General features: G+C 64.3%; 23 protein-coding genes. 13 read left to right on the plus strand and 10 right to left on the minus strand.

Annotated features, from left to right (window positions below):
• Window positions 1–84: 84 nt before the first annotated feature.
• Window positions 85–924 carry a DUF2442 domain-containing protein gene (locus FRC98_RS15600; RefSeq protein WP_146982370.1) on the plus strand — a complete coding sequence of 280 codons (840 nt, stop codon included), beginning with the start codon at window positions 85–87 and terminating at the stop codon, window positions 922–924.
• Between the two features lie 191 nt (window positions 925–1115).
• On the opposite strand, the gene FRC98_RS15605 is transcribed toward FRC98_RS15600, so the two are convergent.
• The 6 genes from FRC98_RS15605 to FRC98_RS15630 all read right to left on the minus strand — a co-directional run bounded on the left by FRC98_RS15605 (window position 1116) and on the right by FRC98_RS15630 (window position 8310).
• Complete coding sequence (locus FRC98_RS15605) at window positions 1116–2297, minus strand: methanobactin export MATE transporter MbnM (protein ID WP_230467672.1); 1182 nt, start codon at window positions 2295–2297, stop codon at window positions 1116–1118.
• A gap of 43 nt (window positions 2298–2340) precedes the next feature.
• A complete protein-coding gene (locus FRC98_RS15610) occupies window positions 2341–3207 on the minus strand; it encodes an MbnP family copper-binding protein (RefSeq protein ID WP_146982372.1) in 867 nt (288 codons plus the stop codon).
• A gap of 159 nt (window positions 3208–3366) precedes the next feature.
• Window positions 3367–3618 carry a DUF2795 domain-containing protein gene (locus tag FRC98_RS15615; protein ID WP_146982373.1) on the minus strand — a complete coding sequence of 84 codons (252 nt, stop codon included), beginning with the start codon at window positions 3616–3618 and terminating at the stop codon, window positions 3367–3369.
• Between the two features lie 541 nt (window positions 3619–4159).
• Complete coding sequence (locus FRC98_RS15620) at window positions 4160–5263, minus strand: peptide-N-glycosidase F-related protein (protein ID WP_146982374.1); 1104 nt, start codon at window positions 5261–5263, stop codon at window positions 4160–4162.
• A 156-nt stretch (window positions 5264–5419) separates the two neighbouring features.
• Entirely contained in the window at window positions 5420–6631 is a 1212-nt protein-coding gene (locus FRC98_RS15625; protein WP_146982375.1) for a choice-of-anchor D domain-containing protein, read from the minus strand.
• A gap of 83 nt (window positions 6632–6714) precedes the next feature.
• The gene (locus FRC98_RS15630) at window positions 6715–8310 is read right to left on the minus strand and encodes an RCC1 domain-containing protein (RefSeq protein WP_146982376.1); all 1596 of its coding nucleotides are present in this window, start codon (window positions 8308–8310) and stop codon (window positions 6715–6717) included.
• A 571-nt stretch (window positions 8311–8881) separates the two neighbouring features.
• On the opposite strand from FRC98_RS15630, the gene FRC98_RS15635 reads away from it, so the two are divergent.
• From FRC98_RS15635 to FRC98_RS15660, 6 genes are all read left to right on the plus strand, one after another.
• Complete coding sequence (locus tag FRC98_RS15635) at window positions 8882–10354, plus strand: hypothetical protein (RefSeq protein WP_146982377.1); 1473 nt, start codon at window positions 8882–8884, stop codon at window positions 10352–10354.
• 83 nt (window positions 10355–10437) lie between these two features.
• Window positions 10438–10767, plus strand: a complete 330-nt coding sequence (locus FRC98_RS15640; protein ID WP_146982378.1) for a hypothetical protein — start codon at window positions 10438–10440, stop codon at window positions 10765–10767.
• Window positions 10768–10849: 82 nt separating this feature from the next.
• The gene (locus tag FRC98_RS15645; protein ID WP_230467673.1) at window positions 10850–11665 is read left to right on the plus strand and encodes a 2-keto-4-pentenoate hydratase; all 816 of its coding nucleotides are present in this window, start codon (window positions 10850–10852) and stop codon (window positions 11663–11665) included.
• A gap of 4 nt (window positions 11666–11669) precedes the next feature.
• Window positions 11670–12581 (plus strand): acetaldehyde dehydrogenase (acetylating), encoded by a 912-nt coding sequence (locus tag FRC98_RS15650; protein WP_146982379.1) that lies wholly within the window; start codon window positions 11670–11672, stop codon window positions 12579–12581.
• Window positions 12582–12613: 32 nt separating this feature from the next.
• On the plus strand, window positions 12614–13630 hold the full coding sequence (dmpG, locus tag FRC98_RS15655; protein ID WP_146982380.1) for a 4-hydroxy-2-oxovalerate aldolase: 1017 nt from the start codon (window positions 12614–12616) through the stop codon (window positions 13628–13630).
• Between the two features lie 45 nt (window positions 13631–13675).
• Window positions 13676–14464 carry a 2-keto-4-pentenoate hydratase gene (locus FRC98_RS15660; RefSeq protein ID WP_230467674.1) on the plus strand — a complete coding sequence of 263 codons (789 nt, stop codon included), beginning with the start codon at window positions 13676–13678 and terminating at the stop codon, window positions 14462–14464.
• A gap of 88 nt (window positions 14465–14552) precedes the next feature.
• On the opposite strand, the gene FRC98_RS15665 is transcribed toward FRC98_RS15660, so the two are convergent.
• On the minus strand, window positions 14553–15173 hold the full coding sequence (locus FRC98_RS15665; RefSeq protein WP_146982381.1) for a pentapeptide repeat-containing protein: 621 nt from the start codon (window positions 15171–15173) through the stop codon (window positions 14553–14555).
• A 178-nt stretch (window positions 15174–15351) separates the two neighbouring features.
• Here FRC98_RS15665 and FRC98_RS15670 point away from each other — a divergent pair, with 178 nt between their 5' ends.
• The 3 genes from FRC98_RS15670 to FRC98_RS15680 are packed head-to-tail and all read left to right on the plus strand — an operon-like array spanning window position 15352 to window position 18664.
• Window positions 15352–16281 carry a phosphatidate cytidylyltransferase gene (locus FRC98_RS15670; protein WP_146982382.1) on the plus strand — a complete coding sequence of 310 codons (930 nt, stop codon included), beginning with the start codon at window positions 15352–15354 and terminating at the stop codon, window positions 16279–16281.
• Window positions 16282–16290: 9 nt separating this feature from the next.
• Complete coding sequence (locus tag FRC98_RS15675; RefSeq protein WP_146982383.1) at window positions 16291–17352, plus strand: fatty acid desaturase family protein; 1062 nt, start codon at window positions 16291–16293, stop codon at window positions 17350–17352.
• A complete protein-coding gene (locus tag FRC98_RS15680; protein WP_230467675.1) occupies window positions 17345–18664 on the plus strand; it encodes an MFS transporter in 1320 nt (439 codons plus the stop codon). Before FRC98_RS15675 ends, FRC98_RS15680 begins: the two co-directional genes overlap by 8 nt.
• Before the next feature lie 449 nt (window positions 18665–19113).
• Here the strand turns inward: FRC98_RS15680 and FRC98_RS15685 are convergent, their stop codons facing one another.
• The gene (locus FRC98_RS15685) at window positions 19114–19467 is read right to left on the minus strand and encodes a DUF4175 domain-containing protein (RefSeq protein ID WP_146982385.1); all 354 of its coding nucleotides are present in this window, start codon (window positions 19465–19467) and stop codon (window positions 19114–19116) included.
• A 136-nt stretch (window positions 19468–19603) separates the two neighbouring features.
• Between FRC98_RS15685 and FRC98_RS15690 the strand changes: the two genes are divergently transcribed.
• Window positions 19604–20068 carry a GyrI-like domain-containing protein gene (locus tag FRC98_RS15690; RefSeq protein WP_146973191.1) on the plus strand — a complete coding sequence of 155 codons (465 nt, stop codon included), beginning with the start codon at window positions 19604–19606 and terminating at the stop codon, window positions 20066–20068.
• Between the two features lie 57 nt (window positions 20069–20125).
• Here the strand turns inward: FRC98_RS15690 and FRC98_RS15695 are convergent, their stop codons facing one another.
• Together FRC98_RS15695 and FRC98_RS15700 are read right to left on the minus strand one after the other, a co-directional pair.
• Window positions 20126–21043 carry an AraC family transcriptional regulator gene (locus FRC98_RS15695; RefSeq protein WP_146982386.1) on the minus strand — a complete coding sequence of 306 codons (918 nt, stop codon included), beginning with the start codon at window positions 21041–21043 and terminating at the stop codon, window positions 20126–20128.
• Between the two features lie 292 nt (window positions 21044–21335).
• Window positions 21336–21794, minus strand: coding sequence for a hypothetical protein (locus tag FRC98_RS15700; RefSeq protein WP_146982387.1), 459 nt, complete (start codon window positions 21792–21794; stop codon window positions 21336–21338).
• Window positions 21795–22584: 790 nt separating this feature from the next.
• On the opposite strand from FRC98_RS15700, the gene FRC98_RS15705 reads away from it, so the two are divergent.
• Together FRC98_RS15705 and FRC98_RS15710 are read left to right on the plus strand one after the other, a co-directional pair.
• Window positions 22585–23013: a cupredoxin domain-containing protein gene (locus FRC98_RS15705; RefSeq protein ID WP_146982388.1), complete on the plus strand. Its 429-nt coding sequence runs from the start codon at window positions 22585–22587 to the stop codon at window positions 23011–23013.
• Between the two features lie 273 nt (window positions 23014–23286).
• A complete protein-coding gene (locus tag FRC98_RS15710; RefSeq protein WP_146982389.1) occupies window positions 23287–24624 on the plus strand; it encodes a hypothetical protein in 1338 nt (445 codons plus the stop codon).
• Window positions 24625–24707 lie beyond the last annotated feature (83 nt).

Genomic DNA, 24707 nt, shown 5'->3' on the forward strand with positions numbered 1-24707 from the left:
ACTTTTAGGTTTCGTGTGTGAGTGTGTTATGTCCTGTGTTTGATAAGGGCGCTATTAACAACCGTTCGTTGTAGATGGGGTTTTATGAAGTCACGAAAATCGACCATTCATGTGTTGGCGCGAGGGGTTGAGTCGCGAGGTTTTGAGCGCGACGGGGTAAGCGTCAGCGGGGAGTTGGAGTGCGAGGATTGGGAGGGGTTTGAAAACCTCTTTGTGCTGACATCTGCGATGCATCTCGGGGAGGTGGCGGATGTGGTGCGGGCGGCCAATCGCAAAAAGCATTTGCGGGGGCTTCTGGTGGAGCAGTCTCATGATACCCGGTGGATTCTGGCGATGTTGGAGCGGGCGAATCTGCGCACGCTTAAACACACGTTGGTGCATTCCGACATGCGGGTCTTCCGTCGCATTGTAAACGCCTGGGCGATGGGGGCTCAGGACGAGCTTATTGCCGACGCCACGGTCATGGAGGGGGGGCTCTTTGTGCGGACCTGCGCGCTGGAGACGCTGGAGGTCGAGGTGCGCGAGGTTAAGGCGTTGCGGAAAGCGAGCCGCGATGAGGTTCATACGTTCGAGGTGGCCGATGATGGGGCTTATATCTACTGGCCTGACCTCGACGTTCATTTGAATGTCGAGTCGGTTCGTGTGGTGCTCGACCCGACGTTAAAGAGCGAGTTGATGTTGGCGCGTCAGCGCGATGAGCAGCGGATGGGGGCTGCGCTGCGGAAGATTCGCGAGCGTAAAGGGTTGCGTCAGGCCGATATCGAGGGGGTTTCTACGCGGCAGGTCGGGCGTATTGAGCGTGGAGAGGTGCGGGCGCGTCATGCCACATTGGAGCTTTTTGCCAGGGCGCATGGCGAAGAACTCAACACGTATCTGCAGGAACTCAGCCGCGTGATGCGCGAGCTTCGCGCGATTACGCCGTGAGCTATCGTTGACGCCGTATCTGCTGCGCCCGAGAACTCCTCGGGCAGCGTTGCAAAGCCTCGACGATGCGAAAGCATCGCCCGTGTTTTGCGCCTTGCCCGAGAAGCTCTCGGCTTCGCAGCTATCGACGTCGGCTTCTGCTCACGGCGTAGTAAGGGTTGAGGCGAAAGTGGACAGCTCCCACCTTCATCTCACTCGCCAACCTGCGGCTCAAAGGGGGGAAGATCGGCAGGGGGGCCAAGGGCGGGGTTGGTGAGGAAGTTGTGGTCGGTGAGGCTGTGGAGGAAGGCTTTGAGGTCTTCGCGCTCCTCGTCGGTGATTAAGAAGCCGGGGACGAAGAGGCTCAGGTTGGGGTTGAGGTAGCCGACGCCGGCGTTGGGACCGTCGGGGATGGTGCGGCCGCCGGCGGCGTAGTGGTCGATGACGGCGTCGAGGTCGGCGACGCTGCCGTCGTGCATGTAGGGGGCGCGCACCGCAACGTTGCGGAGGGTGGGGGCTTTGAAGCGGCCCATGTCTTCGGGGCGGCCGGTGACTTCGTGCACGCCGGTGTTGGGGGCGGGGTAGGCGCCCTGGCCGTCGATGTTGTAGAGACCGGTGACGTGGAAGGGGGCCGAGGTGGTGGTGAGGCCCTGGTGGTCGGTGGCGTCGGAGAAGTTGAAGCCGCCGTGGCAGTGGAAGCACTCCAGGCGCTCGGAGAAGAAGAGGCTCATGCCGCGGCGCGCGGACTCTGGGAAGTTGGAGGTGTCGCCTTCGTACATGAAGCGGTCAAAGGCGCTGGAGCCGGAGACCAGCGTGCGCTGGAAGCTGGCGAGCGCGTAGGTGATGTGGGTGAGGGTGATGGGCGCGTCGGCGTCGGGGAAGGCGGCGGCGAAGCGCTGGCGGTAGAAGGGTTCGTTTTGCAGGCGAGCGATGAGTTCGTCTTCGCGTCCGGCCAGACCGAGCTCGACGGGGTGTTCGCCGAAGAGGGGGGTGAGGGCCTGCTGCTCCAGGGTGGTGACCAGGGGGTTGGCCCAGTTGTAGGTCTGGTTCCAGGCGACGTTGGTCAGGGTCATGCTGCGGCGCGGGTGTTCTTCGCCGGTGGAGCCCATGGCGCGGGGGAGGACGTCGGTGAAGGCGCGAGACTGGGGGTGGCAGCTGGAGCAGGATTGGGTTCCGTTGCCCGAGAGACGCGTGTCGTAGAAGAGGGCGCGGCCGAGCTCGGCTTTTTCAACCGTCCAGGGGTTGGTTGGGGGGATGCGGGGGGCGGGAAAATGCGAGGGGATGGGTGGCGAGGCCACCTCGGGGGAGGTGGCCTCGGAGCAGCCGAGCGGAGCCGCAAGCGCGCTGGCGAGCACGAGGAGGAGGGCGGGAGTGGGGCGCAGCGCGTGGGTCACGGTGGGGGCTCGACGTTGGGGATGTTGGCTCGTGGAGCGGGGTTTAGCGACTCTGGATGCGCACGACCTGGCGGGGCTCGGGGCTTTGCTCGCTGTGCGGGAGGTTGAGCGCGGAGAAGATCGGCTGGCAGTCGGTGTCGGTGGGACCGGACATGCAGCCGGCCGGGGTGCCTTCCTGGTGCGCATCAAGGTTGGCGCTGGCGAGGAGTCTGGCGAGGTCAAAGACGAGGGTGTCGGCGTCGAAGTCGACATCGCTCAGCTCGATCCGGGGGCGGTTGGCGTTGGCGCAGGAGGTGGCGCCGCCGCCTTCGGCCGGCTCGCAGGCGGTGCTGCCGAGGTGGAATTGCCAGCCGGTGCTCAGGCCGGTGGTGGCGCCTTCGATGCGCATGAATTTGTAGCCGCCCAGCCAGTTCCAGAACATCGCGCTCTGGTTGAGCGGGGCGGGTGCGGTGGCGGCGTCGATGTGGTTGAGCTCAAAGGGCACGCCGATGGTGAAGCGAAGGGCGTCGTAGGAGCCCTCGGGGAGCGTGCCGGTGACGATGTCGCGGGTCTCGGTGGTGCCGTTCTGGCAGCGTCCGGTGGCGTCTTCGAAGTCGAGGAGAGCGAGGCTTTCGTGCTGCCAGGTGCCGTCTTGATCGAGGTTGAGGGGCTGCCACTGGCCGTTGGTGTCGCGCAGCTCAATCTCGCTGATGAAGAGGCGGAAGTCGAAGGGTTCAAAGGAACTTTCGGTGGTGCCCAGGCCCTCATAGGTCTGTCCACACGCAAACGCCTCATCGCCGACCTGAGCGGCGAAGTTTAGGGTGAGGGGTTGGGTGGTGGTGTCGTCGCCGGCGTTGCCGCAGGCGGTGCCGAGCAAAAGGAGAGGCGGAAGTAAAAGAGTGCGGGTCAGCGGGGAGGTGTGTGGGCGCATGGGGCAGCTCGGCGAGGAGAGGGGGGGGCGGCATGCGACAAGCGTGAACGCGCGCCGGTGGCAGAAGCGTTGGAAAACATCTCCCCCCGTTCGAGTGGGGTGTGGCAACGGGGCTAAATGTCGCACCGGGGTGCGCGATGGCCAGCGAAGCCAGCGGCCTCAGGGGCCAGGTGCGGGTGTGGGTAGGCCGCCGGGCATGTGGCGCTCGAATTTATAGGCGTGCAGGAGGTCGTCGAGGTCGACGAAGGTCCGATCGGGCATGCAATTGAGCGCCGAGAGGATCAACTCGCCGGCGTAGGCATCGGTGGCGTGTTGCAAGAGCCCGTTTCGACCCACCGGGTAACGCAAACCCCGGAGCACCCGGGCGATGGTGGTCGGGGAGGGGGTGGCACTGATCCGGTAGTCCGTCATGCGATGACCTCAGCGCGGGCAGAAGCGGGCGGCGGGGTTCGAGGCGGTCTTCAAGGTAAAGGTAGGGAGGAGGGGGCGATCGCCTAATGGATGGTGGATCAGGCGCATGAAACCAGGACTTCGTGCGACCGTGGGTCATCCTTGGAAGTGACCGTGGGTCATCTTCAGGGGCGAGCGTGGGTCGTCTGTCAGGTGACCGTGGGTCATCCTTGGAAGTGACCGTGGGTCATCTTCAGGGGCGACCGTGGGTCGTCTTCAGAAGTGACCGTGGGTCGTCTTTAGAAGTGACCGTGGGTCATCCTTAAGGGCGAGCGTGGGTCGTCTGTCAGGTGACCGTGGGTCATCTTCAGGAGCGACCGTGGGTCGTGTTCGGAACCGGTCTTGCCCGTGAGGGCGCGCAAAGGCGATGGGCCGATCAGGCGCACGAAACAAGGACTTCGTGTGACCCAGGGGCATCGTTGGAAGTGACCCGGGGTCATTCTTGGGGTGACCCAGGGTCATGGATATTGGCGACCGTGGGTCATCCTTTTGGGGCGAACGATCAGCGCCACACGTAGAGCTTGAGGGCGACCTGGGTGGAGGGGAGAAGATCGACGGGGGAGGTGTTGTCGTACTCGCTGCCGTCGGCCAGGAGGATGTCGAGGGAGAGGGTGTTTTCGCCGGCCTGAACTGCGTCGGTGAGGTCGACGCGATCGCCCACGGCGACGGCGCCCGGGCACCAGCCGTTGCGGGCGTACTCCCAGGTGCCGGCCTGGGGGGAGACGGGGTTTTGGGCGCAGTCAGCGCGCCAGGGGTTCACGGAGAAGAGCGCGTCGTTGTTGAGGAGAAGATCGTGGCGCATCTCGCAGAACTCGGCGCAGTTGCGGGTGTTGCCAAAGCTGTGGCCCGTGGTGGTGAGGTGAGCCTCCACCCGGCGGAAGCCCTCGGGGAGCGTAAAGCTCAGCTCGGGGAGCTGGGAGGCGACGTTCTGGTCGGGCTCGATCTCACCCACGGTGATGGCCTGGCGAGGGATAAGGTTGATGACCTCGTCGGCCGCTTCGGGATACCCCGGCGTTAAGTAGAAGCTCACGCTCACCTCCCAGCCCTCGCCCTGCGCATGGCCGGGGCCCACCCAGGTGTCGATGAAGGAGCGCAGCGCGCGCTCGCCAGTGAAGAGGCCTGCCATGGGGGTGAGGTCAATGTACTGGCACATGCCGCGGCGGTAGGGGGTGATGTGGCGGGCGAGCTCCACCGGGTTCTGGTCGCCTTCGGCGGCGTCGGGGTTGGCGATGAGCTCCAGGCTGGCGGTGCGGTCCCAGTGGTCGCAGACCATGCCCTCGGGGCAGGCCAGCTCCAGTTTGAGGCCCACCTGCGACCAGTCGCCTTCGGGGAAGGTCACGGGCGATTCGACGGTGCGGCGGTCTTCATCGCCGAAGTACTGGTGGACGCGGTCCATGGCCACGACCTCGACGACGCGCTCGTCGAAGGAGGCAGTGTCGGGGCAGGGGTACCAGGGGGCGGCGTCGTCGAAGTCGTAGAGGGGGACTTCTTCTTCAACGACGATCGGCGCTTCGGGTTCGGGGGAGGAGCAGGCGCTGAGAACGGCCAGGCACAGGATGGCGAGGAGGTGGCCGGGGACTGGCGAGCGGTGAGGAAGGGAGGGCATGCGGGGCCTGCGGCAAGGAGGGAGGGGGAGGGCCGGTGGCAGTATAGAGAAGTGTGAGGGAGGCGACAGAACAGATCGCGGGGAGGGCAGAGCAGTGAGAGCCCGCGTTTTGCGCGAGCTCTCAGATGTGTCGAAAATAGCTGTTAGATCAAAGGGTTATTCGCCAGGCTCGTCGACCGGTCGCGCGCGAAGTTGCAACACGACCTCGCTCTGCGTGGGGTCGTTGGTGGTGAGGGTGAGCTGACCCAGGGCCTCCTGTTCGACGTTGAGGTTGGCGTCGATGGCGATGGCCTCGGTCTGGGCGATGCCCAGCACGAGCGGGAGGGTGGGGGGGGCGGGGAGGCTGAAGACGCCGCCGCCGTCGTTGGTGAGCTCAAGCTCGCTGATGGTCAGGGAGCGGTCGCGGCTGCAGTTGAGCAAAACGATATCTTCGCTGGTCTCGGCGCCCGGCAGGAGCTCGCCGAAGTCGAGGTCGCCGCTGGTGCGGATGCAGGGGGCGGGGCCGTTACCCTGGAGCTCGACGATGATGTCGGGGCCGTCGGGGAGGTTGGCAGCGATGGTGAGCTGGCCGCTGGCGATCTCCTCGGTGGTGGGGGTGAAGCTCAGCTCGAGGTCGATCTTATCGTTGCGCTGCAGGAAGGCGGGGAGTTGGGGCTCAAGCGCGCGGGCGCTGAACTGGGAGGCGAACTCCTCGTCGCCGGTGGAGGTGAGCGCGGTGATGTTGAGCGGGTCGAAGCCGCGGTTGTAGACGGTGATCTCGCGGGTGGCGGTCTCACCGACGCTGACCGAGCCGAAGTTGACGTAGCGCGGGGCTTCGGCCTGGGCGTAGGCGGAAGTGGACTGGATGGGGATGATGACTTCGGGGGTGTCCGGGTCGTCGCTGCCGATGATGAGGCGGCCGCCGATGCCGGTGTAGAGGGTGGGCTCCCAGCGGATGGTCACGTCGCGGTAGGTGTTGGGCGCGAGCTCGAAGCTGTCGGCCCAGCCATCGCCGGGGCGAAACTGGGGCGTGGTGCCCGGGAGCTGGAAGTGCTCGATGGCCAGGCGAGTGACGATGAGCGGGCTTTCGCCGGTGTTGCGGATGGTGACGATGGCGCTGTCTTCTTCGCCAAGGCGCACGTCTTCAAAGGCGATGGCGATGGGGCTGACGTCGATGTTGGGGGGGCCGGCCAGAGTGTCGGGCTCACTGTCGAGGTCGGGCTCGGCGTCGGGGCCGGTGTCTTCGGAGACATCCTCGATGTCGGTGTCGGGGAGCTCGACCGGGTCGGCGGTGTCGCTGTCGCCGGAGCAGCCAACGAACATCAGGGTCAGAGCGAGGGAGGCGGCGCCGCGAAGCGCGAGGGTGGAGAAGAGGGAGGCGTCCATCATAGATCCGGGCAGTACATCAACGTCAGAGGAGCATCGGGCGCGCGTGGTTGCAGCGCGCGCAGGGCATCGTAGCCGCAACGGGCTTAAGGCGCTACCTGCACCGGGGTGATCCGCACGTTGTTAGCGTCGCCCTGGGTGCCGTCGCCGAGCTGACCGTTTTCGGCCGCACCCCAGCAGAAGGCTTCGCCGGAGGTGCTCAGCGCGCAGCTGTGGTAGCGGCCGGCGGCCACGCGGTAGACCTCTTCAAGCAAGGGGACGGAGATGGGTGAGGCGCTGTCGCCCAGGGTGGAGGCGCGGCTGAGCTGGCTGCGGGCGTTGTCGCCCCAGCAGTGGGTGCTGCCGTCGACGAGGGCCGCGCAGGTGTGCAACCAGCCGGCGGCCACGTCGACGGCGTCGGCCGGGAGGTTGACCCGTTGGGCAAGCCCCGGAGAGCCGGAGGTGCCGCGGCCGAGCTGGCCGTTGTCGTTGCGACCCCAGCAGTAGACGTCGCCGTCGAGGGTCAGCGCGCAGGTGTGGTCGTAGCCGGCGCTGATGCGACGCGAAGCCGGGAGGTTGAAGACCTGGCGCGGGGTGGTGGCGCCCTGGGTGCCGCTCACACCGAGCTGGCTTTTGTCATTGAGCCCCCAGCACCAGACCTCGCCAGAGGTGCGCAGCGCGCAGGAGTGGTTGTTGCCCAGGCTGATGTCGACGACCTGGTCGAAGTTGCCGCCGCCCTGGTTTTGTACATTGATCTTGGAGAGGGTGGCGGTGAGGTTGCCGCCACCGAGCTGGCCCTGGGCGTTGAAGCCCCAGCAGCGCACGAGCCCCAGCGAGGTTCGGGCGCAGGAGTGGTTTCCGCCGGCGGAGATGTGCGTCACGTCGAGGAGGCTTGTGACCGCCATGGGCTGGTTGGCGTTGTTGGTGGTGCCGGTGCCGAGCTGGCCCTGGGCGTTGAGGCCCCAGCAGCGCACGCGGTTGTCGCCCATGAGCGCGCAGGTGTGGAAGTTGCCGGCGCTGACCTGAAGGGCGCCGTCGATGTTGAAGGATGCGGTGGGGAACTGGCTGCCGGAGTAGGCGCGGTTGCCAAGCTGGCCATCGTCGCCGCGTCCCCAGCAGCGGACCTGACCATTGGGGCGGAGCGCGCAGGTGTGTTCGGCGCCGGCGCTAAGATCAACAAAATTCTGGTCCGCCACGCAGAGGTTATTTGGCGCGCAGCGCTCGCCGCCGGCGCAGTCCGCGCAGCTGTACCGGGTGCCGTCGATGTAGATGTCGCCGCATTCGGCGCCGACCTCCCCGCAGACGTCGACACATTGTCCTTCCTGACAGGCGCCGAGGTCGCAGCTGCCGCAGCTCACCGCCTGACCGGAAAGGGTGTGGTCGCCGCACACAAAGCCGGCCTCGTCGCAGAGGTCGACGCAGACCTCGTCGCGGCATTGTTCGTTGGGGCCGCAGAGGCCGTCGCAGGGAAGCGGCTCGGTGGTGTCGGCGTCGTCTTCGGGGGCGGCGTCGGCGTCTTCGCCGACGTCGGTCGGGTCGGCGTCGGGGAGGCCCAGGTCGGGCTGGCCGCTGTCTGGCGCGTCGGTGTCTGGCGAGGACGCATCGGGCTCGATGTTCCAGTCGGGCTCGACGCTTGCGCAGCCGGCGCTGAGCAGCGAGGCCAGCAGGAGGACGACAAGAGAGGTAGCGTAGGGGCGTAACACCGGCAGATCCCTGGTGAAAAAGGGGCGTTCCCATCGAGATGGTTCAAGACGAGGTGGACCCTTACTAAAACGAAGCGCCGGGCACAATGCAACTGCAGCGGCGGCAGCGTGTTTCCCGCGCGGGGTGGGGGCGGATCAGAACAATCGCAAAATAAATCCCCACCACCCGCCACCGTAGGGGGAGCCCTTGTGGGTCCCCGCCTTGGGAGTTCTGGAGGGGCACAAGACCCCTCCCTACGGATTGGGTGGGTTCTCCATAAAAAAAACTCGTGGGACTTTGCGATTGCCCTGAGGGAGGGGGGCGCGAGCATTGTTTGGCACAGGCTCGCAGGTGTATGGTCCGCGCGCTCTCCTGGAGGGCGCGCGCTATGACGCCGTGAGCTATCGTTGACGCCGCGTCTGCTGCGTTGAGAGCATCTCGGGCGGCGTTGCAAAGCCTCGACGATGCTCTAAAGCATCGCCTGCGTTTCGCGCCTTGCCCGAGAAGCTCTCAACCTCGCAGCCATCGACGTCAACTTCTGCTCACGGCGTCGTGATGCTCAATTGTGATCTTTTCCTTGGTAGACGAACGATGACCTCCCAGCCGACTTCAACGCCCCACTCCGAGCCCCCTTCCACCCATCGCCGCGTGAGCTGGCAGTGGATGGTGGGGATCTTTTTGCTCTCGCTGGCCGTCTTTGCGGCGTTTAGCGGCGACCGGCTCAAAGGGCCGAGTCCGGACAATCACTTTGTGTATCTGGCGCATACCTACAACCAGATGATCGCGGCGACCTTCAGCGATGAAGCCGCCGCAGCGCGCGAGGGGCTGGTGGCCTTTGAGCTCGATCGCGAGCCGCATCATCGCAATGATTGGGCGAGTTATCGGGAGATTGAGCTGCGCAGCGGGGAGGTGGTCAAGGGGAACTGGGCGGGGCGGGCGCAGCATGGGGAGTTTAAACTTTTGAGCGGGGAGGTGATGGAGATTCCGCGGGCGGAGATGCGGGGGGCGGAGCAGACCAGGCGTTACTTTGTCTCCTTTCCGCCGGGGCCGGGATTTTTGATGATGCCCCTTGTGGCCGTGTGGGGTTGGGAGACCAACGATGTGCTCTTCACCATCGTGTTTGCGGCGCTCAACGTGCTGTTGATGTTTTTGTTGCTGGAGCGCCTGTCGGCCACCGGCGTCACCGAGCGCAGTCGCAGCGATAACCTCTGGCTGACCGCGCTCTTTGGCTTTGGGACGGTGCATCTGTGGTGTGCGGTGCTGGGGCAGGTGTGGTTTACGGCGCTGGTGGTGGGCATCACGTTTACGCTGGGCTACATCTACTTCGGGTTGTATGCCCGGCGGCCCTTTCTGGCGGGGGTGTGTCTGGCGCTGGGCTTTGCGACGCGCACGCCGCTTGTGTTCTCGGCGATCTTTTTCTTTTTGATGGTGGCCTTCCCCGGGGGCCGGCTGGTGGTGCCGGCGCAGTATAAGGAGCAGTTTAAAAAGCTCGTGCTCTTCTGCATCCCGTGTCTGGTGGTGGGGTTGAGCCTGCTCTTTATGAACTACCTGCGTTTTGAGTCGTTTACGGAGTTCGGGCACCGCTACCTAGCCGAGGGGCGCATCGGGCGGATTGTGGAGTACGGGCTCTTTCACTGGCATTTTCTGGGCAAAAACCTCTCGGCGGCCTTTACGCTGATGCCCGAGCTGCAGACGAGTTACCCCTATGTGGTGGTGAGCCGTCACGGGATGAGCCTTCTGTTGACGACGCCGGCCTTTGCGTACCTGCTGTGGCCCAGGGAGCGGCGCGATGCGGGTGAGCGATTCTTGCACCGTGCGCTGTGGGCGACGGTGGCGGCGATCGCGATCCCGGGGTTTTTGTATCAGAACACGGGCTACGAGCAGTTTGGCTACCGCTTTAGCCTGGATTTTACGGCGTATCTGATCGTGCTTCTGGCGGTGGGGCGGCGGCCGCTGACGCGTCTGTTTAAGGCGTGTGTGGTGGCGGGTTTTGCGGTCAATGCGTTTGGGGCCATCACCTTTAAGCGGATGGCGGAGTTTTACAGCAACCGTTTTTTCGTTTAGGTCCGGGTGGTTGCTCGGGGCGGTGTGGTACCGCTTTCCCGTTGAGATTGAGTCACTTAGCGAATGCCGCCTGAGAGAGCGTGATGTTCAAGATTCCGATGCCCCCCCGGCCCCAGCCCTTGCCGGAAGGGGAGCGGCCGAAGTTGCAAAAACTCTTTGGCTCGTATGCGAACGGCACCCTGGCGCTGATGGGGGTGGCCGCCGGGGTGATCGCGCTTGCGACGCTGGGGCTGGAGATCTTTTTTGAGTCGCCGCTGACCGCGGCGCTGGGGCTTCCGATTCCTTATATGAGCATGCCGCTGGGGCTGGGCACGGTGGTGCTGGGCGGGTTGATGGCGCGCGCGAGCTGGAAGATGGCGTTGCCGGCGCTCTTGATGGGGGCGACGTACTGGGCGATGGTGGCGCTGGCCTGAAGGGGGCGGCAATCGTCTGAACGCTGCCTTCGCGCGAATTTTCCTCTGTCGACAACCTCTCACACACCCCGCTGGAGCCCCTATGACCACCCATGATCCGGAGCGCGTGGAGCGTGCCGCGCAGATGCTCTGGGATGCCCAGTTCAGTCAGACCCCCTGTGCGCCTTTGAGCCAGAGTTTTGAGGGGCTGAGCGTGCAGGAATCCTACGCGATTCAGGGGTTGGTGGGGCGCTGGCGAGAGCTTCGCCACGGGCTCGACGGCAAGCGGCCTGCGCGGCTGGTGGGCCATAAGATCGGGCTGACGAGCGAGGCGATTCAGAGCTGGCTGAAGGTCAGTGAGCCCGACTTCGGGCTGCTTTTGAGCGATATGGTGGTGAACGATTCGATGGTGGCGTCGACCTCGACGCTTTTGCAGCCGCGGGCGGAGGCGGAGGTGGCCTTTGTGCTCAAGGAAGACCTGAGCGGTCCGGGGGTCACGGCCGCCCAGGTGGTGCACGCTACGGAGTATGTGATGGCGGCGATTGAGATCATCGATTCGCGCATCGCCGACTGGAAGATCACCTACGAAGATACGATCGCCGACAACGCGTCGAGCGGGCTTTTTGTGCTGGGCGGGCGGCCGCGAAAGATCGAAGACGTGGACCTGCGGCTGTGCGGGATGGCGATGCGCAAGAACGGTCGGATGGTCTCCACGGGGGCGGGGGCGGCGTGTCTGGGGCATCCGGTCAACGCGGTGGTCTGGCTGGCGAATAAGCTCGGGGAGTTTGGCCAGGGCTTAAAGGCCGGGCAGGTGGTGTTGAGCGGGGCGCTGGGGCCGGTGTGCGATGTGGCCGCGGGCGATTTCGTCGAAGCGGAGATCTCGGGGCTGGGGCGAGTGACGGTGCGATTTGGAGAGTGAGGCGATGGGTAAGGTGAAGGTGGCGATTCTGGGTTCCGGCAATATCGGGACGGACCTGATGATGAAGTTGCAGCGCTCTGAGGTGCTGGAGCTCGCGATGCTGGGGGGCATCGACGAGGCGTCGGAGGGCTTAAAGCGCGCCGCTGAGCTGGGCGTGGCGACGACGCATCGGGGGATTGAGGGGTTGATGGAGGACGCGTGTTTTGGAGAGGTGGAGCTGGTCTTTGATGCGACCAGCGCCTATGCGCACGCCCGGCATGCGGAACTTCTTAAGGCCGCCGGAAAACGGGTGGTGGATATGACGCCGGCGGCGATCGGGCCTTATGTGGTGCCGGTGTGCAACCTTCAGGAACATCGCGAGGCGCCGAACGTGAATATGGTGACCTGCGGGGGGCAGGCGACGATTCCGGTGGTGTGGGCGGTGAGTCAGGTGGCGAAGGTCGCCTATGCGGAGATCGTCGCGGCGATTGCGAGTCGCTCCGCCGGTCCGGGCACGCGGGCGAATATCGATGAGTTTACGGTCACGACGTCGCGGGCGATCGAAGAGGTGGGAGGCGCGGCGAAGGGAAAGGCGATCATCATTTTGAACCCGGCGGAGCCGCCGCTGATCATGCGCGATACCGTGCATGTGTTTTCGGAGCTGGCCGATACCGAGGCCATCCGCAGCTCTGTGGAAAGGGTTGTGGAAAAGGTTGCGGAGTATGTGCCGGGGTATCGCCTGGTGCGCGAGCCGATCCTTGAAGTGTTTGATGAGGCGAATCCGCTGCGGGTTCCGGGGGAGGCGCCGCGGACCGGCGTGCACACCACGGTGCTGCTGGAGGTGGAAGGGGCGGGTGACTTCTTGCCGGCCTATGCCGGGAACCTCGACATCATGACGGCTGCCGCGTTGAAGATGGGCGAGCTGCTGGTCAGCTAAGTTCGTTTGCCGAAGAGGCCTGGAGAATCGTTATGACGACTTCGACTTCGTCGAAAAAGATCCTTGTGAACGACTGCACGCTGCGCGATGGGATGCACGCGCTGGGCCACCAGTATTCGGTGGAGCAGATGGTGGCGGTCGCCAGAAAACTCGATGAGGCGAAGGTCGATATTGTGGAGGTGAGCCACGGCGATGGCTTGCAGGGGAACTCGTTTAATTACGGGTTCTCTGCGCACACGGAGCGCGAGTATATCGAGGCGGTGCGCGCGGAGCTCAAGTACGCCAGGCTCGCTGCGCTGCTCTTGCCGGGGATTGGCACGCGGGCGGATATCGATGAAGCGAAAGCGATGGGGGTGGACACCATTCGCGTGGCGACGCATTGCACCGAGGCGGATGTGGCGCGCCAGCATATCGAGCACGGGCGTAAGCTGGGGCTGGATACGGTGGGGTTTTTGATGATGGCGCATATGACGCCGACCGCCGAGCTCGTGCGCCAGGCGAAGCTGATGGAGAGCTACGGGGCGCATTGTGTGTACGTGACGGATTCGGCCGGCGCGCTCCTGATGGAGGAGACGCGCGAGAAGGTCGGGGCGTTGCGCGAGGCGCTCGAGTGCCAGGTGGGTTTTCATAACCACAACAACCTGGGGCTGGGCGTGGCCAACACGATTGTGGCGATTGAGGCGGGGGCCGACCGCGTGGATGGCTCGGTGGCGGGGATGGGGGCCGGGGCGGGGAATTGCCCGCTGGAGGTCTTGATCGCGGTGTGTGAGCGCACGGGCATTGCGACGGGGCTTGAGCTTTATCCGCTTATCGACTGTGCGGACCAGATCGTGCGGCCCCTGCAGCGTCGGCCGGTGCAGACCGACGGCAACGCGCTGATGCTAGGGTATGCCGGGGTGTATTCGTCGTTTTTGTTGCATACCGAGCGGGCCGCCGAGCGTTTTGGGGTGGATCCGCGCGATATCCTGGTGGAGCTGGGCCGGCGAGGCATGGTTGGTGGTCAGGAAGATATGATTCTCGACGTGGCGATGGAGCTGAAGTCACGTTGATCCGGGTAGTCGCATTGCCCTTTTTTCCATGAAGAGGAAGACGTTATGGCGCTTAGTGAAGAGACGATTCAGAGCCTTGCCGCGAAGGTCGATGAGGCCGCCCGCACGACGACCCCGCTGGTGATGCTGACCGCGGAGATTCCGGAGCTGACGCTCGACGAAGCGTATACGATTCAGCGTGCCTCGATGGCGCGTCGCTTTGAGCGCGGCGAGTCGCTGGTGGGCATGAAGATGGGGCTGACCAGCCGGGCGAAGATGGAGCAGATGGGGGTGCATGAGCCGATTTACGGGCACCTCACAAGCGCGATGACGCTCCCGGATGGGGCGACGATCGCGCATGGCGACTATTGCCATCCGCGGGTGGAGCCGGAGATCGCGTTCATCATGGGGGAAGACCTCAGCGGGACGCCGACGCCTCAGGAGGCTCTGCGGGCGGTGAGCGGTGTGTGTGGCGCGCTGGAGATCATCGATAGTCGCTACAAGGACTTTAAGTTCACGTTGATCGATGTGGTGGCCGACAACGCCTCGTCGACGGGCTATGTGCTGGGGACGAAGCTCAAGCATCCGGCGACCCTGGAGTTGGGGAACCTGGGGATGGTGATGAGCGTCAACGGTCAGGTGGTGGAGACGGGCTCATCGGCGGCGATTCTGGAGCATCCGGCGCGTTCGCTGGCCGCACTTGTGAAGATGCTCAACGCCCGTGGTGAGGGGCTGAAGAAGGGGCAGGTGGTGCTGGCGGGAGGGGCGACGAAGGCGGTGGCGCTTAAGCCCGGCGACCAGGTGACCCTGGAGGTTGAGGGGTTGGGGAGGGTGGAGCTGGGTGTGGCAGGTTGAGTTCGCAATAGAAAAAACAAGAAGCCCGCAGCGCTCACGCGCTGCGGGCTTTTTTTGTGGGGCGGAGATAGGAGGCGAAGGAGGCGTGTTATTCGCTCAAGCAATCGCCCACGTCCCCACTTCGCACCGAGCCATCGACGCAGGTGACCTGACGCAGGGTGACGTTGGTGAGGGTGATGCCTTCGGTGCGGGCGCCCTCGAAGGAGGTGTGGCTGAGGAGGGTGTTGGTGAAGCGCGCCTTTCGAAGATCAGCACCGGAGAAGTCGCTTCCGGCGATGGCGCCGTCGTTGATGCGCATGCCGCGCAGGTCGTGGTCGGGGAGCGCGAGGGAGGACCAGACGCGGCCCAGGGTGAGGCCGCGAGCTAAGTCGTCGGCGTTGGTGAAGGCGTCGGGGCCGATGAGGGGGGAGGTGGGGCCTTCGGCGATAAGACCGTTTCTGGCGAGGAAGTGGTTCATGGTCTGAGCGACGGGGGAGACCATGGCCGGGTAGAGGTCGATCCAGTCGCCGTCTTTGAAGGCGACGAAGGAGGAGGCGGGCAGCGTGGTGATGGCGTCGGGAGCGCGGCCATCAAGCACGGCAAAGTCGTGGTCGATGTAGAGAGGCAGGTCGTCGGGGAGCTCCATCAGGGAGAGCACCGCGTTCATGGTCGGGGTGCTCGGGCAGGTCGACATGTGCTGGTAGACGACGAAGGGTTCGCCGCTGGCCATCAGCGCTCAGCAGGGCATGTGGTGCGGGTCGCGCCGCATCACAGGGAGCTGGTTCGCCGGTGTTCGCTACGCATGGTGCGCTTCCTGGTGGTTGCGAAGCGTTGAGTGAGAGGCGGGGGCGTGTTAGGGAAGGCGCATAATCATGTCCATCGTGAACCTCCTCGGGTAGCGCAGTCTTATGAGCACGCATCTCCTCCATGTTGTCTGGGCGATCGGTGCCTTCATGGCGTTTGGAACGACGGCGGTCAGTGTGATTGTGCGCACCGATCCGGCGCGCCACCGCGACCTGTGGGCGCGTACGCTCTCATGGTTTCCGGTGTGCATCTTTTTGATCGGAACGCTTTTTCTGGGGCGCGCGCTCTTTACCGTAGGCTTTGTCTGGGTGAGCGCCCATGCGCTATTTGAGCTCTTTCGCGCCTCGCCGCGTCCCTTCTCCCGTCGTGTGACGGCGACGAGCTACGCGTTGATCGGGTTGAGCGCGGCGCTGCTCTTTGCCGAGCAGTGGTTGGCGGCGATGCTGGTGCTTCCGATCGCCTCGCTCACGCTTCTGCCGCTCTGTCTGGTGTGGAGCGAGGGCGTCGGGGAGTTCGGTGCCAGGTTTAGGCGACTTCTGCTCTGGGTGATGCTGGGGGCGTGGTCGCTCTTTGCCCTTCCGACGCTGGCCTGGCTCCCGATCGACGTGGGTGCGCATGGTTGGCAGGGCCTGGTGCTCTTTCTCGTGGTGACAACCCAGATCAGCGATCTGATGCAGTACGTCGTCGGCAAGATCGCGGGTCGCCGGCCGCTGGCACCGCGCATCAGTCCGGGTAAGACCTGGGAAGGGGCGATTGGCGGCAGTGTGATTGCCGGGGCGCTGGGCACCCTGCTCGGCGCGCATATCACCCCCTTTGGGGCGACGCCGGGGTTCGCACTAGCTATCGCCTTCTGTGTGTTGGGCGTGCTGGGCGACCTTGCGGTCTCGGGCATCAAGCGGAGCCTGGGCATCAAAGACCTGGGCGCGCTCTTGCCCGGGTTCGGCGGTCTGCTCGATCGGGTCGATAGCCTCGTGTTCGCCGCGCCTCTGTTCCTTTTCTTTGTGCTCGCGACCCGACTTATGCCGGGCGCTTAAGGTCTTTTTATGACGCAGATAAGCGATACGCCTGAAGCGGTCCGCACCTTTCTCGACGCCGAGCAGAGCCGCGCGGTTCTGCTGGCCTCGCGGCCCTTTACCGAGGCGCGCGATGCGGTGGCGGCCTGGCAGATCGGCAGCACGCTCGTGCTTTTTTTGCTGATGCTGGGCTTTGCCTCCTGGATGGGGCCCTCGCCCTACCTGCTCTTGCTCGCGCCTTTCGGGGCGGGGTTTTTCATGCGGATCTTTGTGTTTCAGCATGACCTGGGCCATCGAAGTGCGTTTCGCTCCGCGCGTGTCAACGATGTGCTGGGCACGTTGCTCTCACTGATCACGAGCATTCCTTTTGAGCCCTGGCGAACCGAGCATCACTGGCATCACAACCACCAGGGACGACTGAGCAAACGGGGCGTCGACAACATGAATTCGCCGATGACGCTCGATGAGATCCCCGAGCGGCCGGCGGAGGCGCGTTATCGCATCAAAAAGGTGCGGCCGCTGAATATCTTTTTGCTCGGGGCGCATAGTCTGCTGATCGAGCGGCGTGTTCCGCGGGGGTTTTTCCCTTTTCGCGAGAGTTTTAAAGACGCCGTGCATAATCGCGAGGCGATGTTGCGCGCCATTGCCTGGACGCTTCCGGCCCACCTGGCCTTGCACGCGCTTGTGGTGCTCACGCTGGGATGGTGGGTGAGCGTGCTGGTGCTGGTGCCCTCGCTGGTACTGGGGGCTGGCACCGGTGGGGTGCTCTTCTGGATTCAGCATAACTTTGAGCATACGTACTATGCCGAAGACGAAGAGTGGCATAAGGCCAACACCGCGGTGTATGGCTCCAGTTATTTGAAGTTGGGAGGCGTGCTGCGCTGGTTTACAGCGGATATCGGGTTGCATCATGTGCATCATCTCAACCCGCGCATTCCCAACTACAATTTGGAGCGGGCGCGGCGAGCGATTCCGGAGCTGGCGGCGGTGGAGCCGCTGAGCGATGAGGATCTGCGGCGCTCATTTACGCATCTCTTCTGGGACCGCGATGCCCGGCGCATGCGCCCGGCGCAGGGGAAGCTCGATGGCTGATGCGCGCTCCTGGCAGCGCTTTTTATGGCTCTGGGCTGCAGAGATGCTCTCGATCACGGGCACCGGGCTGACGGCCTTTGCGCTGGGGGCCTGGGTGTACGCCGAGACCGGCCGCGCCACCGATTTTGCGCTGCTCTCGGTGGCGGCGACCTTGCCGGGGATTCTGCTTTTGCCGCTCGGGGGCGTGCTGGCCGACGTGCTGCCGCGAAAGGCGGTGATGACCTGGTGCAATGGGGTGGCCGGCGTGTGCGCGGCGTGGCTGGCGTGGCTGGTTTATTCAGACTCGCTCACCCTTATCGCCATCTATCTCTTGTTGGCGATCAGCGCGCTGTGTCGGGCGCTGCAGTGGGTCACCTTTACCGCCACGATGACGCAGATGGTGCCCGCACACCATCTGGGACGCTCCAGCGCGATGATCTACGCCGGGGAGGCGGGCCAGCATCTGCTGGCGCCGGCGCTCGCTGCGCTCGCGCTGCCTTTCATCGGGTATGCGGGCGTGATCGGCCTCGATCTGACGACCTTTCTCTTCGCTGTGATCGTCATCGCGGCGGTGCCGATTCCCGCCACACCTCCCGGGGACTGGCGCCGAGCGGGAGAGGTGCTCTCCTCGTTGCGCGCGGTCGTGAGCGAGGGCTGGGGCTTTATTCGCGAGCGCCCGGGCCTTCTCTATCTGCAGATCTTCTTCGCGCTGAGCCAGTTTCTGGGCGGGTTTTTGCCCATTCTCACGCTGCCGGCGCTGGTGGAGCTTACGGGCTCGGAGCAGGTGACGGGGCTGACGATGGCGGCCGCCGGCACGGGGCTTGTGTTGGGCATGGTGTGGCTCGTCGCGCGGCCGCGCATGTCGGGGCGCGTGTGGGCGACGGTCTTTTGCGATATGGCGGCCAGCGCCGCGCTTCTTGCGCTGGCGTTTGGGGCGACGCGTTTTGGCGCGCCGTGGTTTGCGGCGGCGGGCTGCGCGTTTCTCTTCTTTCACGCGTTGGAGAGCGGCATCTCCCAGGATCTCTGGCAGCGTAAGGTGCCGGGGCGGCTCCAGGGGCGTGTGTTTGCGATTCGACGCACCATCGCCTGGTCGCTCGTCCCGCTCTGCTACGTGCTGGCCGGACCGCTCGTCGATGACTGGCTGGCCCCGGCGATGGCCGAAGGCGCGCCCCTCGGCCAGATCTTCGGGCCGCTGCTGGGCTACGAAAGCCTGGGGGCGATGCTGCTCTTGATGGGGGCGGCCGCCGCGCTACGCCTTTTCGGGCTGGCGCCGGCGGCGTTGTTAACTCGCCGCTTGATGCGTATCGAAGAGGAGCTGGTGGATTATGTTTAAACAGGGCCAGAGCCCTTGCGTAAGCATTCGGACCACCGAAGCTGCAGCGCTTCCGGACAGGTTAAACATGTCGTCGAGGCGACCGGGGGCACGGGAGTACGTTCGGCGCGCCTGGATCGGGGGGCCGCGTGCTTGCGAGCTTTCCGGGGTAGCATCGAGGAGGCGTCTGAAGGCTCTCGAGCCTTAACATCGGGATTCGATGAGGAAACCCGGGGCTTTCGAGCCTTCGCGGCGTTCATGGATGAGGCGAGGTAAGGCTTTGGAGCCTTAAGATCGCGAGCCGATGAGGAGCTTAAGGGCTTTGGAGCCCTGAAATCGAGATCCGATGAGGAGCTTAAGGGCTTTCGAGCCTTTCTGGCGATCATCGAGTCGCGTTTGAAGGGCTCTAGAGCACTTTTCTGCTCATACATCTTGAAAGGGCGTTCAGTGAACGAGGGTGAGCAGGGCCATCAGCGGTTTCCAAAGCGTCGGTAGAGCGCTTCCAGGGCGATGAGCAGCGCGAGCTTGATGGCCGACGCCAGGAGGAAGCCGGGGTGCGCGAGCTCAAAAGGGCCGTGACTGGCGAGGGCGACAAAGAGATCGATGGCGATGATGACCGCCCCCAGCAGCCAGCTCAGCCAGAGCACGCCTGAAAAGCTCCAGCGGCTGCGGGCCACGTACCCGAGCGCCGCGATGAGCAGCACGACCCCGAACCCGGGGATGAGGTAGACGTGCGCCAGATCGCACATGTCGCTCGCAAAGGCCAGCGAGGGGGTCAGCGTCAGGGCGATAAGGGCGATCCAGGGCCAGGGGAAAGAACGCATCGGAGCTCGCTCCAGGGAGGTCAGCAAAATCGCGGCGAAGATAGCACGCGCTATCAAACGCGAGCCTGAGATGCCGGTTAGGGTGTGCAACGTCGCCAGCTGAGAGCGACACTTACCCTTAACAAAAGGAACGCCCATGACCCTTGAATTTCATCGAAAAGAAGAGCCTGCCCGTACCTTGATCGGACTCCCCATCCGCAGCAGTCACGCCACGGCCTGGGAGGATATCCCGGCGTTCTGGCAGAAGGTGATGGAGGGACAGTTGCTCGCGGAGCTCGGTGAAACGGGCACGATCTACGCCGTGTACACTGATTATGAGGGGGACTGGCAGGCCCCCTACACCATGCTCCTCGCCGTGGAATGCGACGCGGAGCGCGAGGTGCCCGAGGGCATGCGCCGCGTGCAGGTCCCGGCGCAAACCTGGGCCAGCGCCACCTTGCCCGACGGCTCCCCAGAGACGGTCTGGGCGAGCTGGACCGAGGTCTGGGAGCGCTGGGAGGAGCGCGAGCGGCGCACCTACGAGGTCGATCTGGAGATCTACCGCTTTGGCCAGGCAGGACCGCAGGTGGAGCTGCAGATCGGCCTGGAGGAGGGCTCTTAAGACCTCGCAGCTTCGGGGGCCCGGGCAAGGGAAAGAGGGGGCCCCGAGGGTGTCGGCTTAAAGGTGGGCGGAGGCGGGTTGGAGGCGCGCCCAGACTTCGGTCAAAAGGTCTTCGGGTGGGGTGTGCGCCGGATGGTTGAGGTAGCGTTCGAGTAGAGGCTCGGCGCTGGCCTCGTAGCCGCTATTCGGAAGCCACTGGCCAATGAGGCGCAGGTAGGTCTTAAAGAGGGTCTCGTAAGGCCCGCGGTGCACCACCACCGCAAAGGTTCCCCCCGGCAGCTCCGACGCGACAAGCTCGCCATCACCCACCCAGTCGCCGGGATGCACCACGCAGGCATCGGAGCGCAGCTTCTCTGGAGCCGTGATCTCCGGATCGTCGTGATAGGCCCCGAGAAGCTCGATCGACTCGGGGTCGGCCCCTCGCTCCAGGGCCCAGTCCAGCAGCCGGTTAAAGGCCGGTCCGATCTCCAGGTAGGGCCCCCAATGGCGTAGCATGATCACCGGGGTGGCCGGCCGGTGGCGGAGCTGCACATCGAGGGGCGCCTGGGGAAGGGTCGGTCGGTGCTCGGCCGCCAGACGGCGGTCGTAGTTCGGGGGGAGGGTCTCTCGGAGCTGGGAGGGGGTGAGATCGAAGTGGGACTTGAACGCGCGGGTGAAGGCTTCGTGGGAGCCGTAACCGGCGTCGAGCGCGATGCGCAGCAACGTGCGCTCGCTGCGACGCACCTCGATGGCCGCGCGCTCCAGCCGAAGCCGGCGCAGATGTTCCGCAACCGACTCGCCGAACATGCCCCGAAACACCCGGTGAAAGTGGTGTTTGGACATCATCGCGACCTTTGCGAGCACCTCCGGGGAGAGGTCCTCGTCGAGGTGTTCGGTGATGTAGGCCTGCAAGCTGGCCATGCGTGTGAGGTAGTCCTCGGTGGTCGTGCGGCGCAGGCCGGCGATGCGATGTGGCGTGGTGAATTCGGAGGTCATGGGAGAGCCAGGGGGAGGGAGGTGGAGTGTGTCGGGGGGAGGAGGGGAAGGTGCCTCAGGCGCCGAGGCAGTCTCTTAGATCGCCGCTGCGCGCCAGACCATCGATGCAGATGATCCGGCGGAAGGGCGAAGGAGAGGTCGTGGCGTGGAGTAGCGGATCCAGGTAGCGAGAACGGCAGGTCGACGCGTGGAGTTGTGGATCTTGCTGGCGAGAATGGCTATGTCACCTTTCGACAACCATCATCGTGCTAGCGACCTGTCACAAGTGCCGACGCCTCGAATGAAGAAGAACCTACACGGACCCATTCTGTGAGGTCGTGTCGGTCTTGAACGCCAGCAAGGCGTAGTCGACAAGGGGGGCTAAGGCAGCTCCGGCGAGGGCACCCAGAAAAGGACCGATGGCACTGACTGCGCCGTAGCCGCCACTGTCCATCGTCATCGCTCCGAGGAGCGGGGTCCCGACGCGCAGCCCCAGACTCCAAGCCGCCTGCCAGGGCTGCTTATGAATGAGATGTAGGGCGGGAGAGCCGAGGGCAAAGATGATGATGCCGGCGCTGAGCACTACGTCGATAGAGGAAGGTGCGCCGTAGCCCAAGTTGCCAAACGCATACGTGGTTATGGCAAGCGCGAGGGCGTCGAACGCAATGAGCTGCCATCCGTACCAAATTCGGGGCTCTTCGGGGGGGACGGGTTCGTTGTTCGCGTGAGCGTTTTGTGGTGTCGAGGGTATCGTCATCATCAATGAAAGCATGCGCGTCTCATAAGACTTCGTTCAAAACGTGGGGTTTGCATCCGGCATCGATGACCGCGTTCTACCGGACGTGACGACATGCACCTTGCGCTCTGCAAAACATCACGTGTTCCACGGCCGTCGGGGAGAGTACTCGACTGGGTCAGGGTAGAGTACGGGAGCGTTCCTGGAGTATTCAATCGGGGTGCAGGGGCTCTACTGGTTCCGTCGTTGGCATAGAGGTCAGAGCACAACATAACGTGGTGAAGGTCGGGCGTTGAAAAAAGTTATGAACCGGATGTGGCCGGCGAGCGTACTCCGTGTGTAACCCCGCTGCGCCGGGCGTCTTGAAGGGCGAACGGCGGTCTGTGAACTCGAACGATGGAGTACCGATGACACGCTGCTTTTCACTTTGCCTGATGGCCCTTCTGGTAGGCTCGCTCTCCCTGTCGACCGCGTGTGGCGGTGAGGACGATCCTCAAGAGCCCGATATGGAGATGGATGCCGGTGAGGATGCAGACGCAGACGACGAGCCCGACGTTGAGGACGAGCCCGACGCAGATGAGGAGCCCGACCCCATCGCTGCGGCGACGGCTGCGGCGGATACTCGGGCGACGCTGATCGCGATTCTTTTGCGCGAGGTCGGACAGGCGCGGCGCCCAACGTTGTGCTTGCCCTTGCAGGATGCTCGTTTACCTCTTCAACGTTTCTTTTACGAAGGGGGCGACCCGAGGTCGCCTCCGAGATCATGGAGTGGATATGCTGTACAAAAGAGTGATGATGGGGCTTGTGACCTCCGCGCTCGCCATGGGTGCGCTGGTGTGGTGAGGCCGACGAGCCTGCCGATGATGTCGACAACACGGAGGAGTGCGCAGGGGATCTGAGCTACGAGGCCAGCAGCGAGAGCTGCGTGTGTGAGGCTGGCCTGACCCGCTGCGGGGATACGTGCGTGGACACCGAAGAGGTGTGCGCGGTGGCCATTGATGATTTTGCGTTTAGCCCTGCGTCACTCACGGTGGTGGAGGGGACGACGGTGGTCTGGACCAACGTGGGGACGGAGACGCATACGGTGACCTCGGGTACTCCCGAGGAGGAGCCGGGAGCTGTGTTTAGCAGCGGCGACCTCGCTCCGGAGGATAGCACCGAGGTGACCTTCAATGATGTGGGAGCCTTCCCCTATTATTGCGAGCCGCACGCGGAGTCGATGAGGGCAGAGGTGGTGGTGCTCGCTGCCGATTAAGCAGGTGAGTAGAGCGCCAACGTGGCGTGAACGCATCTGGAGAGGGCCGGCATATGCCGGCCTTTTCTATTGGGGAGTTGGCGAGCGATGAGGAGGTGGCGAGTTCCCGGAGAGGGGAGATGGGGAAGGGGGATGGCTTGAACGCGATCGCGGTGGCGAGTAAGGGAGAGGGTGCTTTCGAACGCCTGTTGCCTTATTTCGAAACGGAGCTCTCCGATGCGTATGTGCCGCCTTTCATCTCTCGCTGTGCTGGTGTGTCTGTGTGCCTGGCTGATGTCCTGTTCTACGACGGGAACGAAGTCGGATGGCGAGGCTGTGTCGCAGCCGACGTTGACGCAGGAGGATGTGAAGGAGGCGTACGCGGAGGCGCTGGCCGCGCAGATCGCAGGGCTTGAAGCGACGCGGCCTCTGGGGAGTGCGGAGGCAGGGGAGGAGGCGATGGCGGTGCCGCTGCATATGGGGGTGGCGTTTCGGCCCTCGGCGATAGGGGAGTTGATGAAACGCGAGGTCGGGCGCCAGGTGCTGGGGGCGTTGCCGATCGAGGACGGGGTCTTGAGCGTGGCGGGAAAAGAGATCCCGGTGCGCCTGGAGCATGAGTTTCTGGAGTTGGAGCTTCGGCCGGATCAGGCGTGTGAGCATTGTTTGAGGATCGGGGGCAAGATCGCGGGGCGATTCGATGTGGATCTCCCGCTGCTGGGAGAGCGGGAGGACGAGCCTTATGCCGGGGAGTTCTCGGTGGTGGCGCCTCTGGAGTTTGTGCGCGTGGGGGAGAGCCAGCTGGCGATTCGCCTGGATACCAATCAGATTCCGAGGCTTGGCGGTCTGTGGGTGGACTTGAAGTTAGAGAGCCTGCCGGAGCGGGTGCAGAAACCCGTGAGAGAACAACTCAATGCGCTCTTCACGGAGCGGTTGAGCGGGAGTCTTGAGCCGCTGACGCTGGTGACCTTTCGCGGGTATGACCTGGGGCTGGACAACGTGGCGTTGATGCCGGCCGGGCTGAGTTATGATGTGGGGACGTCGACGTACTTTGCGGGGGTAGGGACGAACCTTGCGGATATTGAGGGGGAGGTGGCGCCGCTGCATGCGTTGGGACGTGATGCCGTGCTGGGGGTGACGACGCACCTGCATATTCTGACGCATCGCACGCGCTTGAAGATGCATCAGGGGGAGCTTGCGATGCGCTACGGGTTGGGCGGCGAGGCCGATGAGGCCGGGCCCGTGCGGGTGTTGTTGCGCGGGATTCGCGGTGTGGATGCGCCGCAGGGGGCTGAGCAGCCCGGGCATCTCGAGGTGGAGCTGGAGGTGTTCGTGTTTGGGGAGGGAGAAGGGGCGGTGCCGGCGGAGCGCAACCTTCTGGTGGCGAGCCTGGCGTTGCCGAGTCGGGAGCACGCGGCGCATGTGATCGAGCTGCGCAGCGCGAGCGCGACGGCGCTGGACCTGGAGGCGTGGCGGGAGTCGGCGGTGGTCGGGGAGTTTGTAACACTGCTCGATACGATGACGACGCCGCGGCAGGTCTCTGCGAATGCGATCGGTGCGTCGTACGGGTTGCACCAGGTTATGGTTCGCGCTCCCGGGTTGAGCGCGACGATGGGGAGGGTGGAGGACGAGTAATTCTGTTCGGCGGCGAGGCGAGCAGGTTGACGCGTGGAGTAGGGGATCTTTTTGGCGAGAACGTCAGGTCCAAGTGTGGAGTA

This window comes from Lujinxingia vulgaris, assembly GCF_007997015.1.
In the GTDB taxonomy this organism is placed as follows: domain Bacteria; phylum Myxococcota_A; class Bradymonadia; order Bradymonadales; family Bradymonadaceae; genus Lujinxingia; species Lujinxingia vulgaris.

Excerpts from the sequence above, each read along its gene's own strand:
- FRC98_RS15625 (WP_146982375.1), bottom strand. The coding sequence starts at position 6,631 with ATGATGGACGCCTCCCTCTTCTCCACCCTCGCGCTTCGCGGCGCCGCC.
- FRC98_RS15635 (WP_146982377.1), top strand. The coding sequence starts at position 8,882 with ATGACCTCCCAGCCGACTTCAACGCCCCACTCCGAGCCCCCTTCCACC.
- FRC98_RS15665 (WP_146982381.1), bottom strand. The coding sequence starts at position 15,173 with ATGGCCAGCGGCGAACCCTTCGTCGTCTACCAGCACATGTCGACCTGC.
- FRC98_RS15600 (WP_146982370.1), top strand. The coding sequence starts at position 85 with ATGAAGTCACGAAAATCGACCATTCATGTGTTGGCGCGAGGGGTTGAG.
- FRC98_RS15650 (WP_146982379.1), top strand. The coding sequence starts at position 11,670 with ATGGGTAAGGTGAAGGTGGCGATTCTGGGTTCCGGCAATATCGGGACG.
- FRC98_RS15685 (WP_146982385.1), bottom strand. The coding sequence starts at position 19,467 with ATGCGTTCTTTCCCCTGGCCCTGGATCGCCCTTATCGCCCTGACGCTG.
- FRC98_RS15610 (WP_146982372.1), bottom strand. The coding sequence starts at position 3,207 with ATGCGCCCACACACCTCCCCGCTGACCCGCACTCTTTTACTTCCGCCT.
- FRC98_RS15645 (WP_230467673.1), top strand. The coding sequence starts at position 10,850 with ATGACCACCCATGATCCGGAGCGCGTGGAGCGTGCCGCGCAGATGCTC.
- FRC98_RS15620 (WP_146982374.1), bottom strand. The coding sequence starts at position 5,263 with ATGCCCTCCCTTCCTCACCGCTCGCCAGTCCCCGGCCACCTCCTCGCC.
- FRC98_RS15615 (WP_146982373.1), bottom strand. The coding sequence starts at position 3,618 with ATGACGGACTACCGGATCAGTGCCACCCCCTCCCCGACCACCATCGCC.
- FRC98_RS15675 (WP_146982383.1), top strand. The coding sequence starts at position 16,291 with ATGACGCAGATAAGCGATACGCCTGAAGCGGTCCGCACCTTTCTCGAC.
- FRC98_RS15710 (WP_146982389.1), top strand. The coding sequence starts at position 23,287 with ATGTCCTGTTCTACGACGGGAACGAAGTCGGATGGCGAGGCTGTGTCG.
- dmpG (WP_146982380.1), top strand. The coding sequence starts at position 12,614 with ATGACGACTTCGACTTCGTCGAAAAAGATCCTTGTGAACGACTGCACG.
- FRC98_RS15690 (WP_146973191.1), top strand. The coding sequence starts at position 19,604 with ATGACCCTTGAATTTCATCGAAAAGAAGAGCCTGCCCGTACCTTGATC.
- FRC98_RS15670 (WP_146982382.1), top strand. The coding sequence starts at position 15,352 with ATGAGCACGCATCTCCTCCATGTTGTCTGGGCGATCGGTGCCTTCATG.
- FRC98_RS15640 (WP_146982378.1), top strand. The coding sequence starts at position 10,438 with ATGTTCAAGATTCCGATGCCCCCCCGGCCCCAGCCCTTGCCGGAAGGG.
- FRC98_RS15660 (WP_230467674.1), top strand. The coding sequence starts at position 13,676 with ATGGCGCTTAGTGAAGAGACGATTCAGAGCCTTGCCGCGAAGGTCGAT.
- FRC98_RS15680 (WP_230467675.1), top strand. The coding sequence starts at position 17,345 with ATGGCTGATGCGCGCTCCTGGCAGCGCTTTTTATGGCTCTGGGCTGCA.
- FRC98_RS15700 (WP_146982387.1), bottom strand. The coding sequence starts at position 21,794 with ATGCTTTCATTGATGATGACGATACCCTCGACACCACAAAACGCTCAC.
- FRC98_RS15695 (WP_146982386.1), bottom strand. The coding sequence starts at position 21,043 with ATGACCTCCGAATTCACCACGCCACATCGCATCGCCGGCCTGCGCCGC.